10 protein-coding genes are annotated in these 12229 nt (G+C 66.1%); 2 read left to right on the top strand and 8 right to left on the bottom strand.

The window, feature by feature from the left end:
- Positions 1 to 145: 145 nt before the first annotated feature.
- From ABD05_RS03895 to ABD05_RS03925, 7 genes are all read right to left on the bottom strand, one after another.
- Positions 146 to 1327, bottom strand: a complete 1182-nt coding sequence (locus ABD05_RS03895; RefSeq protein ID WP_047901068.1) for an acetyl-CoA C-acetyltransferase — start codon at positions 1325 to 1327, stop codon at positions 146 to 148.
- 281 nt (positions 1328 to 1608) lie between these two features.
- Positions 1609 to 2190 (bottom strand): TIGR01841 family phasin, encoded by a 582-nt coding sequence (gene phaP / locus ABD05_RS03900; RefSeq protein ID WP_047899035.1) that lies wholly within the window; start codon positions 2188 to 2190, stop codon positions 1609 to 1611.
- 509 nt (positions 2191 to 2699) lie between these two features.
- Positions 2700 to 3464: a ParA family protein gene (locus tag ABD05_RS03905; protein WP_047899036.1), complete on the bottom strand. Its 765-nt coding sequence runs from the start codon at positions 3462 to 3464 to the stop codon at positions 2700 to 2702.
- A gap of 102 nt (positions 3465 to 3566) precedes the next feature.
- Positions 3567 to 4190, bottom strand: a complete 624-nt coding sequence (locus ABD05_RS03910) for a DNA-3-methyladenine glycosylase (RefSeq protein ID WP_047899037.1) — start codon at positions 4188 to 4190, stop codon at positions 3567 to 3569.
- Positions 4177 to 4728: a G/U mismatch-specific DNA glycosylase gene (gene mug / locus ABD05_RS03915; protein ID WP_047899038.1), complete on the bottom strand. Its 552-nt coding sequence runs from the start codon at positions 4726 to 4728 to the stop codon at positions 4177 to 4179. Before mug ends, ABD05_RS03910 begins: the two co-directional genes overlap by 14 nt.
- A gap of 120 nt (positions 4729 to 4848) precedes the next feature.
- The gene (locus tag ABD05_RS03920; RefSeq protein WP_047899039.1) at positions 4849 to 5403 is read right to left on the bottom strand and encodes a single-stranded DNA-binding protein; all 555 of its coding nucleotides are present in this window, start codon (positions 5401 to 5403) and stop codon (positions 4849 to 4851) included.
- A 102-nt stretch (positions 5404 to 5505) separates the two neighbouring features.
- Positions 5506 to 6693 (bottom strand): MFS transporter, encoded by a 1188-nt coding sequence (locus tag ABD05_RS03925; protein WP_047899040.1) that lies wholly within the window; start codon positions 6691 to 6693, stop codon positions 5506 to 5508.
- Positions 6694 to 6957: 264 nt separating this feature from the next.
- Between ABD05_RS03925 and uvrA the strand changes: the two genes are divergently transcribed.
- On the top strand, positions 6958 to 9843 hold the full coding sequence (gene uvrA, locus ABD05_RS03930) for an excinuclease ABC subunit UvrA (RefSeq protein ID WP_047899041.1): 2886 nt from the start codon (positions 6958 to 6960) through the stop codon (positions 9841 to 9843).
- 253 nt (positions 9844 to 10096) lie between these two features.
- The gene (locus tag ABD05_RS03935) at positions 10097 to 11182 is read left to right on the top strand and encodes an AI-2E family transporter (RefSeq protein WP_047899042.1); all 1086 of its coding nucleotides are present in this window, start codon (positions 10097 to 10099) and stop codon (positions 11180 to 11182) included.
- 131 nt (positions 11183 to 11313) lie between these two features.
- Here the strand turns inward: ABD05_RS03935 and purU are convergent, their stop codons facing one another.
- Positions 11314 to 12198 (bottom strand): formyltetrahydrofolate deformylase, encoded by an 885-nt coding sequence (purU, locus tag ABD05_RS03940; protein WP_047901069.1) that lies wholly within the window; start codon positions 12196 to 12198, stop codon positions 11314 to 11316.
- Positions 12199 to 12229 lie beyond the last annotated feature (31 nt).

The following is a 12229-nucleotide window of genomic DNA, read 5'->3' on the forward strand; positions in this document are numbered from 1 at the left end:
GCTTCGATGCGCAAAACCCGCGTCGCGGGTGCGGCACGCACCGGAACTTCGCGCTTGTTGTTGGCTGCTTGTCGTGCGCGAAAGCCACTTCGCGCGGATGCTGCGCTAGCCGGCGCCGCATCCGCGCGATGTCTTCAGCCCCTGCTCAGACGCGCTCGACCGCGAGCGCGACGCCCATCCCGCCGCCGATACACAGCGACGCCAGCCCGCGCTTCGCATCGCGCTTGGCCATCTCGTGCAGCAGCGTCACCAGGATCCGGCAACCCGACGCACCGATCGGGTGACCGATCGCGATCGCGCCGCCGTTCACGTTCACCTTCGACGTGTCCCAGCCCATTTGCTTGTGCACCGCCAGCGCCTGCGCCGCGAATGCCTCGTTGATTTCCATCAGGTCCAGGTCGCCCGGCGTCCAGCCCGCGCGCTCCAGGCACCGGCGCGAGGCCGGCACCGGGCCCATCCCCATCACGCTCGGATCCACGCCCGCGTTCGCGTACGCCTTGATCCGCGCGAGCGGCGTCAGGCCGAGCGCCGCCGCCTTCTGCGCCGACATCACCAGCACCGCCGCCGCGCCGTCGTTCAGGCCCGACGCGTTCGCCGCCGTCACCGAACCGTCCTTCGAGAACGCCGGCTTCAGCCCCGCCAGCGATTCCGCCGTCACGCCGTGACGCACGAATTCATCGGTCGCGAACTGCAGCGGCTCGCCCTTGCGTTGCGGAATCGACACCGGCACGATCTCGTCGTCGAAGCGCCCGGCCTTCTGCGCGGCTTCCGCCTTGTTCTGCGACAGCGCCGCGAACGCGTCCTGCTCTTCGCGCGTGATCCCGTATTCCTTCGCGACGTTCTCAGCCGTGATGCCCATGTGGTACTGGTTGTACACGTCCCACAGGCCGTCGACGATCATCGTGTCGACCAGCTTCGCGTCGCCCATCCGGAACCCGTCGCGCGAGCCCGGCAGCACGTGCGGCGACGCGCTCATGTTCTCCTGGCCGCCCGCGATCACGATCTCCGCGTCGCCCGCGACGATCGCATTCGCCGCCAGCATCACGGCCTTCAGGCCCGAGCCGCACACCTTGTTGATCGTCATTCCCGGCACTGCCGCCGGCAGCCCGGCCTTGATCAGCGACTGCCGCGCCGGGTTCTGCCCCGAGCCGGCCGTCAGCACCTGGCCCATGATCACTTCGCTCACCTGCTCCGGCTTCACGCCGGCGCGCTCCAGCACCGCGCGGATCACCGTCGCGCCCAGCTCCGGCGCCGCAATCTTCGCAAGCGAGCCGCCGAATTTGCCGACCGCGGTCCGCGCGGCCGATACGATCACTACATCCGTCATGTTCAGTTCCTGCATCGAAATCAGTTCGTCGTTCTGATGCCGGCACGCGCCGGCTGTCACTGGCGATGGCGCACGTCGGGCCATCCGGCGCGACAACGGTCGCACGCCGACGCGCCGCGAGCAGCGCCCGGTCGCACCGGCGGCACACCGGCACGGCCCGCACATGCACCGGCGCCTTGCGGCAAACCGGGGGTCGCCGTGCACCGCGCGGCACACGCGATGTACGGCGCCATCCGGCGCCGATCAATCGTGTCGCGCCTGCGCGCGACACGCTCACATCGTTACGCGGCCGATTCGCGCGCAGCCGCTGCGTCCTTGCGGCCGGCAGCCGTCTGCTTGGCGCCACGCGTGGCCGTTTCGCTGACCGCATCGAAACCGCTCTGGGCCGCTTCGATCGCCTGACCCGTCGCTGCGCGCACGGAGTCGGCCGCAGCCGTCGCCGCGGACAGCGCCGAATTCAGCGCGGCCACCACCGGCGCCGAGCCGGCCGGCGCATGCTTCGACAGTTCGCCGAGCGCGTCCTTCAGGCGCTTGTCGTTCTGTTCGTATTGCGCCTGCGCAACCTTCGCCCATTCGGATTGCGTCGACACCGCGATGTCGAACAGATGGCGGCCGTACGACACGACCTTGCCGGCCGCTTCCTGCGGTGCGGCGACCTGCTGCGCGAAACCCGCGGCCGGATTGCTGCTGTTGAAGGCGTTCTTCAGCTTGTCTTCGTATTCCTCGAGCGCCGTCCGGGCCGCTTGCAGGTTGAGTTCGACGACAGCCTCGAAACCTTGGATCGCCGGACGGGCGATCGCAAACCACGCGGCGATTCCGGATTGATAATCGGCGGTAAGTTTTTCGGGGGCAAATACGGACATCGGGCACGCTCCTGTTGGCAATGCGAGAGACGACGTAAAGAAAAATGGAAGCCAGATCGACAGCCGGCCTCCTTATTGACAACCCGTCACTTATTTAAGCACGGGAAGGTGAAGGAGGCCATTCTAGATCGATTAATTGTCAATTAAATGGCATTAATGATAGGTGTAAACCCTTATTTATCTTCGCGCGGCCGCTGGAACCTGCGCCGCGTCGACATCGCAGAGAAAGATACCGCAGCACTCTGTCCCGCAATGTCTTTTTACCTTTTTACAGCATAGCGCACCGTGACGTTGCGCAACATTTACCAATTCATTATTCCGTTTATTAGAAAACCGGCGCCGATTGAAAATGGAGCGACCGCTTATGCAATCGTTTTTTCTGGATTGATTATGAAATCGTTTCCGGGATTATTAATGTGGGAATCAATGATCGGATGAATTGCGGGTCGCAATGAAAATGCTGGTGCGGCCGCGTGAAGCGGCCACGGTCGGTTCCGGCGTGCGGGCGATCAGCCGGCCAGTTCGCGATGCAGTGCGAGGAATTCCTGCGCGAGCTTGTGCCCGGGTTCGAGATGGATCACGGGCTTGGACTGCTGATGCGACTCGCGGATCTTCACCGACGCCGACAGCTTCGATGCGAGCACCGGCAGCCCTTCGTCGACGAGCTCGTCGACCAGCCGTTGCGGCAGGCTCGCGCGCGGCTGGAACTGGTTGATGACGATCCCTTCGACCTCGAGCGCCGCGTTGTGGTCCTGCTGGATTTCCTTCACGTTCTCGAGCAGCGTGTACAGCGCGCGGCGCGAGAAATCGTCGCAGTCGAACGGGATCAGGCATCGCTCGACCGCGATCAGCGCCGAGCGTGTATAGAAATTCAGCGCGGGCGGCGTGTCGATGTACACGGCGTCGTAGGTGTCGAGCTCGTTCAGCGCGTCGCGCAGCTTGTAGATCTTGTAGCGCGATTCGAGCTTGCCGTGCAGCGTGTCGAGGTCCGGATGCGCGGGCATCACGTCGAGCCCTTCGAACGGGGTCGGATGGATGAACGACGCGACGTCGACCGGACGGAAGTTGAAGGTGAGCGCGGTTTCGAAGAAACCGGCGACGCCCGGTTGCGCGTCGGCTGCGGCGTCGCCGAGCAGGTAGCGCGTGGAGTTCGCCTGCGCATCGAGGTCGATGACGAGCGTGCGCAGCCCTTCGCTCGCGCTGATCGCCGCCAGGTTGCAGACGATCGTCGATTTGCCCACGCCGCCCTTCTGGTTGAATACGACCCGCCGCATTGTGTCCTCCTCGATCGAAACGTCGAAAGGACCAGCTTAGCCGGTCAATAATGGCGGCTGCGTGACGCAGATCGATTTACGCGCGATTGTGCGCGGCACGCATCAGGTGCGCGGCAGCGCCCCCGACACATACCGGTTGCCGGGCACGCTCCATCGCCACGGGAGATCCTTGCCGACGCGAATGCCGATGCGCGGCCCGCCCGCCAGATTCGCGGGCGGCGCCATGCCGTCGTCCACGACCGCGAACCCTTCGCGCGCGCCGACCAGATCGACACCATCCTGGGCGCCGCCGATCCCCATCGCCTGGGTCAGCCGCGCCGGCCCCCGGCACAGGTCGCGATCGCGCGTCAGCGGCGGCCGTGCCGCACGCATCCGTTCGAGCCCGTGCAGCGGTTCCAGCGCACGGATCAGCACGCCCGTTCCCGTGCCGTCCGGGCCGCACACGCAATTGCAGCACCAGTGCATGCCGTACGTGAAATAGACGTACAGGTGCCCGGGCGGCCCGAACATCGTCGCGTTACGCGGTGTCTTGCCGCGATAGGTATGCGCGGCCGGGTCGATCGCGCCGGCATAGGCCTCCACTTCGACGATGCGGCCGGCGCGGCCGTCGGCTGCCGCGAGGATCTTGTTGAGCAGTTGCGGTGCGACGTCGGTGGCGATGCGATCGAAGAACGCCCGCGGCAACACGGTGCCCGGCCATGGGGATGCCGTCTTACCGCGCCGCACCCGGCTGCCCCTCCGGTTGACGACCGGCAACGGTCTTCGCCTGCAGATAAAGCTGACGGTACGCGTCGACCAGATCGTCGAGGCCGAACGCAAGATTTCTCCCGCTGGGATTGGGCAGCACCCAGACGCTCGCGCGCTGCATGCGCGCCGGCTGCAATCCCCACGCGACTTCGCGTTGCCCCGCAAGCGCCGAATACGCCGCCTTGCCGAGAAAGGCGACGAAGCGCGGCCCATAACGCGCTACCTTCTGCTCGAACTCCGCCGCCGCGGCGATGAATTCCGCGCGCGAAAGCTGATCGGCACTCGCGGTCGGCCGCTTCACCACCGCCGTCAGGCCGCAGCCGTACCGGAGTATGGCGCGATCGTCCTGCGGACGAATTTCCGTTGGCGTGAAACCCGCGAGATGAATCACGCGCCAGAAGCGGTTGCCTCGCCCCGCGAAGTGATGCCCCGTCGCGGCGGCGGTCATGCCGGGGTTGATCCCGCAGAACAGCACGTCGAGATGCGCAGCGATGAGGTCGGGGAGTTCGTCAGCCACGGTTCGTCAGCAGTGCGAGGGACAAGGACGTAAACGAAGCAAGGCCCGAAGACCCGAGCCAAGCAACCGGCTTGACTCGGACATTCGGGCCCATCGCGATGCGGGATGCCGACTTGGCCGTCAGAACGGAATATCGTCGTCCATCTCGTCGAAGCCGCCGCCTGCCGGTGCACTCGGGCGGCTCTGCGCGCCGCCGCCAGCACCGCCACGCGCCGCGCCGCCGGCACGACCGCCGCCGCCACCGCCGCGTTCCGCCTGCTCGCCTCGGCCGCCACCGCCACCACCACCGTAGCCGCCGCCGTAACCGCCCTCGTCACCGCCACCGCCGCCGCCCGCACCGCCGCGGCCGCCGAGCATCTGCATCTGGTCGGCGACGATTTCGGTCGAGTAACGATCCTGGCCGTCCTGGCCTTGCCACTTGCGCGTGCGGATGCGGCCTTCGATATAGACCGACGAACCCTTCTTCAGGTATTCGCTGACGATTTCCGCCAGACGGCCGAAGAACGCGACGCGATGCCACTCGGTCATTTCCTTGAAATCGCCGCTTGCCTTGTCCTTGTAGCGGTCGGTCGTCGCGAGACGGATGTTCGCAACCGCGTCGCCGCTCGGCAGGTAACGGACTTCAGGATCGGCGCCGAGATTGCCGACGAGGATGACCTTGTTGACGGATGCCATGTGTTTCTCCAGTAAATTCGATGCCGGGCCGCCCGCGCATGCGTCGGAGCGGCTCGCCGGGCAAGCCGGCGAACGCCGCCGGTGCCTGCCCGAAAATTAGGTTCAGGCCTTGCGCGGCGGCGCTTTCATGCTGGCCGCGATTATAAGCCACGCGGCAACGAGCCCTGAACACGCGTAGAACACGGTGTTCGCGCCCCCGTGCTTCAGCAGCCAGCCGCCCGCGATGCCGCCGAGCGCGAGCCCGATCGACTGCGTGGTGTTGTAGACGCCCGTGGCCGCGCCCTTGCGCGAACCCGGCGCGAGCTTCGACACCAGCGACGGCTGCGACGCTTCCAGGATGTTGAACCCGAGGAAGTAGATGAACAGGATCGCCGCCACAATCAGGATGGTATGCGGCGCGCTGCCCAGCAGCAATTGGCCGATCAGGATAGCCAGGATGCCGCCGAGCAGCACCGGCTTCATCTTGCCCCGTTTTTCCGCGACGATGATCGCCGGGACCATCATCACGAACGCGAGCCCCATCACCGGCAGGTAGACCTTCCAGTGCGCGGCGACCGGCAGCCCGCCGTCGACGAGCAGGCGCGGCACGACGAGGAACAGCGCCGTCTGCGTCGCGTGCAGCACCAGCACGCCGAAGTTCAGGCGCAGCAGTTCGACGTTGTGCAGCACCTCGGCGAACGGCGCGGGCACGTGCACGGGCTTCGCCGCGTCGGGCACGATCCACACCACGACGCCGATCGCGAGGATCGACAGCACGCCGACGATCGTGAACAGCCCGCTCATCCCGACCCAGTGGAACACGATCGGCGCACCGACGATCGCGACCGCGAACGACACGCCGATCGAGCCGCCGACCATCGCCATCGCCTTCGTGCGGTTCTGCTCGGAAGTCAGGTCGGCGATGAACGCAAGCACCGCGGACGACACGGCGCCCATTCCCTGGATCACGCGGCCGACGATGATCCACGTGATGTCGTGCGCGAACGCGGCGACGAAGCTGCCGAGCGCGAAGATCACGAGGCCCGCGGCGATCACCGGCTTGCGGCCGAACTTGTCGGACGCCCAGCCGTAGAAAATGTAGAACAGCGACTGCGTGACGCCGTAGGCCCCGAGCGCAATGCCGACGAGCAGCACGTTGTCGCCGCCCGGGATGGTTTTCGCGTAGACCGAGAACACCGGCATGATCATGAACAGGCCGAGCATGCGCAGCGCGAAGATCGCCGCGAGCGACGTGGTCGCGCGCAACTCGGGCGCAGTCATGCGGGAAGACGTGGCGGACGGATTGGACATCGGGAATGAATTTCGAATGATCGGAATGTCCGCCCGGCAGCGGGCGGCGGAAGATCAGGACCGGCGGCCCGGCAGGCCTGGCAGGCGACGCGTCGGGGCAGGATTCGGCAGCCTGCAGGCCACCCGGAACCGCGCGGCGCGACCGCTTTCCCCGGCGCAGGCGCCGTCTTGCTGCCACCTGCTGTAAAGGCTGGGGACCCCAAACGACGGTCTCGAAAAGCCGTTATAGTAGCAGGTTTGGTTCCCTCCATTTTCGCCAGGTTCATGGAACAGATCCGCATCCGTGGGGCACGTACCCACAACCTGAAAAACGTCAATCTCGACCTGCCGCGCCACAAGCTGATCGTGATTACCGGGTTGTCAGGGTCGGGCAAGTCGTCGCTCGCGTTCGATACCCTTTATGCCGAGGGCCAGCGCCGCTACGTCGAAAGCCTTTCCGCGTATGCCCGCCAGTTCCTGCAGTTGATGGAGAAACCGGACGTCGACCTGATCGAGGGCCTGTCGCCCGCGATCTCGATCGAGCAGAAGGCGACGTCCCACAACCCGCGTTCGACCGTCGGCACGGTCACGGAAATCCACGACTACCTGCGACTTTTGTACGCACGGGTCGGCACGCCGTACTGCCCCGACCACGACATCCCGCTCGAGGCGCAGAGCGTGTCGCAGATGGTCGACGCGGCGCTCGCGCTGCCCGAGGAAACCAAGCTGATGATCCTCGCGCCCGTCGTCGCGAACCGCAAGGGCGAGCACGCCGAGCTGTTCGAGGAGATGCAGGCGCAGGGCTTCGTGCGCTTTCGCGTGCGCTCGGGCGGCGGCACCGCGAACGAAGGCGTCGCGAAGATCTACGAGGTCGAGTCGCTGCCGAAGCTCAAGAAGAACGACAAGCACACGATCGACGTCGTCGTCGATCGCCTGAAGGTGCGCCCGGACATGAAGCAGCGCCTCGCCGAATCGTTCGAGACGGCGCTGCGCCTCGCCGACGGCCGCGCGATCGCGCTCGAGATGGATACCGACCACGAGCACCTGTTCAGCTCGAAGTTCGCGTGCCCGATCTGCTCGTACTCGCTGCAGGAGCTCGAGCCGCGCCTGTTCTCGTTCAACAACCCGATGGGCGCGTGCCCGGAATGCGACGGCCTCGGCCAGATCACGTTCTTCGACCCGAAGCGGGTCGTCGCACACCCGTCGCTGTCGCTCGCCGCGGGCGCCGTGAAGGGCTGGGACCGCCGCAACCAGTTCTACTTCCAGATGCTGCAGAGCCTCGCGGCGTTCTACGAGTTCGACATCGACGCCGCGTTCGAGGATCTGCCGGAAAAGATCAGGAAGGTGCTGCTGTTCGGCTCGGGCAAGCAGACGATCCCGTTCTCGTACATCAACGAGCGCGGCCGCACGACGATCCGCGAGCACGTGTTCGAAGGGATCATCCCGAACCTCGAACGCCGCTACCGCGAGACCGATTCGGTCGCGGTGCGCGAAGAACTGTCGAAATACCAGAACAACCAGCCGTGCCCGTCGTGCGAAGGCACGCGCCTGCGCCGCGAGGCGCGCCACGTGCGCATCGGCACCGGCGACTACGCACGCGGCATCTATGAAATCAGCGGCTGGCCGCTGCGCGACGCGCTCGGCTATTTCGACGGGCTGACGCTCGAAGGCGCGAAGCGCGAGATCGCCGACAAGGTGATCAAGGAAATCGTCGCGCGCCTGACGTTCCTGAACAACGTCGGCCTCGACTACCTGTCGCTCGAGCGCAGCGCCGAAACGCTGTCGGGCGGCGAGGCGCAGCGGATCCGGCTCGCGTCGCAGATCGGCTCGGGCCTCACGGGCGTGATGTACGTGCTCGACGAGCCGTCGATCGGCCTGCACCAGCGCGACAACGACCGCCTGATCGGGACGCTCAAGCACCTGCGCGACCTCGGCAACTCGGTGATCGTCGTCGAGCACGACGAGGACATGATCCGCACGGCCGACTACGTCGTCGACATGGGCCCCGGCGCGGGCGAGCACGGCGGCGTGGTGGTGGCCGAAGGCACGCCGAAGCAGGTGCAGTCGAACCCGCAGTCGCTGACGGGCCAGTACCTGCTCGGCAAGCGCACGATCGAGTATCCGGACGAGCGGATTTCACCCGACGCCGAGCGGATGCTGCGCATCGTCGACGCGCACGGCAACAACCTGAAGCACGTCGATCTCGAACTGCCGGTCGGCCTGCTGACCTGCATCACCGGCGTGTCGGGCTCCGGCAAGTCGACGCTGATCAACGACACGCTGTATCACGCGGTCGCGCGCCACCTGTACGGCTCGTCGGCCGAGCCGGCGCCGCACGAGGCGATCGAGGGCCTCGAGCACTTCGACAAGGTGATCAACGTCGACCAGTCGCCGATCGGCCGCACGCCGCGCTCGAACCCGGCCACGTACACGGGCCTGTTCACGCCGATCCGCGAGCTGTTCTCGGGTGTGCCGACCTCGAAGGAGCGCGGCTACGATCCGGGCCGCTTCTCGTTCAACGTGAAGGGCGGCCGCTGCGAATCGTGCCAGGGCGACGGGGTGCTGAAGGTGGAGATGCACTTCCTGCCGGACGTCTACGTGCCGTGCGACGTGTGCCACGGCAAGCGCTACAACCGCGAAACGCTCGAAGTGCAGTACAAGGGCAAGAACATCAGCGAAGTGCTCGACATGACGGTCGAGCATGCGTACGAGTTCTTCAGCGCGGTGCCGGTCATCGCGCGCAAGCTGAAGACGCTGCTCGACGTCGGCCTCGGCTACATCCGCCTCGGCCAGTCGGCCACGACGCTGTCGGGCGGCGAGGCGCAGCGCGTGAAGCTGTCGCTGGAGCTGTCGAAGCGCGACACGGGCCGCACGCTGTACATCCTCGACGAGCCGACCACCGGCCTGCACTTCCACGACATCGCGCTGCTGCTCGAGGTGATCCACCGGCTGCGCGACCAGGGCAACACGGTCGTGATCATCGAGCACAACCTCGACGTGATCAAGACGGCCGACTGGGTGATCGACCTCGGCCCCGAAGGCGGCGCCGGCGGCGGCCAGATCATCGCGCAGGGCACGCCCGAGCAGGTCGCGAAGACGAAGGCGAGCTTCACCGGCAAGTACCTCGCGCCGCTGCTCAAGCGTTCGGCCCGCAAGGTCGCGGCCGGCTGACGCCCGCCGCGCTTGCGCTACCCTTCCCGCGCGCGGCCGCCCGGCCGCGCGCGACCGTTGGCGGTACGCCGCCCGCCCCCTCGTTTTCCCTTCTGCGTTTACACCACGCGCCAAACGGCCCGATTGCGGACCATAATGGCGGCTATACTTTACGGTCGTAAGGTTCGCCGTCCGCACCAATCCGGTGCGCCCCGGGCGGGCACGGCTCTGTCGCTCATTGCGCGGCATGACACACGAACGACAGGAATCCACGATGGAGAAGCAACCAGACTCGTCGCGCGATGCGCAGAACCGCGAGCCGCACCTGCGCAGCGTGCGGCTGACGAGCGACTTCAGCCTGCCGAAGCTGTCGGCACTCGAGATCGGCAGCTATCTCTTCACGATCGTCATGATGTGGCTCGTCCTCGAGCTCAAGCTGCTCGGCGGGCTGCTGGCCGGCCTGCTCGTCTACCAGCTGATCCACACGATCGCACCCGTGATCGAACGCCACACGACGAGCATGCGCGCGCGCTGGGTCGCCGTCGTGCTGCTGGCGATCGCGATCGTCGGCGCGCTCACGGGCCTGACGATCGGCATCATCGAGCATTTCGAGCGCACGGTGCCGAACCTGCAGAGCCTGCTCGACCAGCTGATGCAGATCGTCGAGCAAACCCGCGCACGCACGCCGGCCTGGATCGCGAACCTGCTGCCCGTCGACGTCGAGCAGATGAAGACGAAGGCGGCCGTGCTGATGCACGCGCATATGGAAGAGCTCCAGCAGAGCGGCAAGAGCGTCGCGCGCGGCTTCGGCCACGTGCTGTTCGGGATGATCATCGGCGCGATGATCGCGATCGGCGTCGAGCACGGCAAGGTGCGCCGGCCGCTGTCGACCGCGCTCGTCACGCGCGTATCGCGCTTCTCCGATGCGTTCCGCCGGATCGTGTTCGCGCAGATCAAGATCTCGGCGATCAACGCCACGTTTACGGGCATCTACCTGCTCGTCGCGCTGCCGATGTTCCACGAGCGGCTGCCGCTGTCGAAAACGCTCGTGCTCGTCACGTTCATCGTCGGCCTGCTGCCGGTGATCGGCAACCTGATCTCCAACACGCTGATCGTCGCCGTGTCGCTGTCGGTCAGCATGGGCACCGCGATCGCGTCGCTCGCGTTCCTCGTGATCATCCACAAGCTCGAATACTTCCTGAACGCGAAGATCATCGGCGGCCAGATCGAGTCGCGCGCGTGGGAGCTGCTGCTCGCGATGCTGGTGATGGAGGCCGCGTTCGGGCTGCCGGGCGTGATCGCCGCGCCGATCTTCTATGCGTACCTGAAACGCGAGCTGTACCTGCTGCGGCTGATCTGAAACCCGCGTATCAGGCGTAATAAACGCCGCGCCCCGTAAAGGGCGCGGCGTTTTTGTTTGTGGGGGCCGGCCATCCGGGGGCCGGCCATCCGGGGCCGGCGATCCTTGGGCCGATGGCCGGCCGACGCGAATCAGCGGAACACGACCGTCTTCGTCCCGTTCAGCACGATCCGGTGCTCGACGTGCCACTTCACCGCGCGCGCGAGCGTCACGCACTCGACGTCGCGGCCGATCGCGGTCAACTGGTCGGGCGTCATGCTGTGGTCGACGCGCTCGACTTCCTGCTCGATGATCGGACCTTCGTCGAGATCGGTCGTCACGTAGTGCGCGGTCGCGCCGATCAGCTTCACGCCACGGTCGAACGCCTGGTAGTACGGCTTCGCGCCCTTGAAGCTCGGCAGGAACGAATGGTGGATGTTGATTGCGCGCCCGGCGAGCTGCTGGCACATGTTCGGCGACAGGATCTGCATGTAGCGCGCGAGCACGACGAGATCGGCCCGGTGCTCGTCGATCACTTCCAGCACGCGCGCTTCCTGCGCGGCCTTCGCGGCATCGGACGAACCGCCGATCAGCGGGAAGTGATGGAACGGGATGTTGTAGCTCGCGGCGAGCTGGTAGAACTCCTTGTGGTTCGACACGATCGCCGGGATCTCGATCGGCAACTGGCCGGTGCGATAGCGGAACAGCAGGTCGTTCAGGCAGTGGCCGATCTTCGACACCATGATCACGACGCGCGGCTTCACGGCCGCATCGTGCAATTCCCAGCGCATCGAGAACTGCTCGGCGAGCGGCGCGAATTCCTTGCGAAGCGTGTCGAGCGCCGACGCGACATCCGTGCCGTCGCCGTCCTGCTCGAAGTGCACGCGCATGAAGAATTCGCTGGTGCGGCTGTCGCCGAACTGCGCCGAATCGAGGATGTTGTTGCTGCGCTCGAACAGGAAGCCCGAGACTGCGTGGACGATGCCGTGCCGGTCGGGGCACGACAGTTTCAAGATAAAGCTGTGATCGGTCGACATGACCGCGACTCCCTTTGTTTCCGTATTCGTC

It is taken from the genome of Burkholderia pyrrocinia (genome assembly GCF_001028665.1).
Taxonomy (GTDB): domain Bacteria; phylum Pseudomonadota; class Gammaproteobacteria; order Burkholderiales; family Burkholderiaceae; genus Burkholderia; species Burkholderia pyrrocinia.

What these genes read in the sequence shown, in the direction of transcription:
- ABD05_RS03895 (WP_047901068.1), bottom strand. Translation starts at nt 1,327, where the DNA reads ATGACGGATGTAGTGATCGTATCGGCCGCGCGGACCGCGGTCGGCAAA.
- phaP (WP_047899035.1), bottom strand. Translation starts at nt 2,190, where the DNA reads ATGTCCGTATTTGCCCCCGAAAAACTTACCGCCGATTATCAATCCGGA.
- ABD05_RS03905 (WP_047899036.1), bottom strand. Translation starts at nt 3,464, where the DNA reads ATGCGGCGGGTCGTATTCAACCAGAAGGGCGGCGTGGGCAAATCGACG.
- ABD05_RS03920 (WP_047899039.1), bottom strand. Translation starts at nt 5,403, where the DNA reads ATGGCATCCGTCAACAAGGTCATCCTCGTCGGCAATCTCGGCGCCGAT.
- ABD05_RS03925 (WP_047899040.1), bottom strand. Translation starts at nt 6,693, where the DNA reads ATGTCCAATCCGTCCGCCACGTCTTCCCGCATGACTGCGCCCGAGTTG.
- uvrA (WP_047899041.1), top strand. Translation starts at nt 6,958, where the DNA reads ATGGAACAGATCCGCATCCGTGGGGCACGTACCCACAACCTGAAAAAC.
- ABD05_RS03935 (WP_047899042.1), top strand. Translation starts at nt 10,097, where the DNA reads ATGGAGAAGCAACCAGACTCGTCGCGCGATGCGCAGAACCGCGAGCCG.
- purU (WP_047901069.1), bottom strand. Translation starts at nt 12,198, where the DNA reads ATGTCGACCGATCACAGCTTTATCTTGAAACTGTCGTGCCCCGACCGG.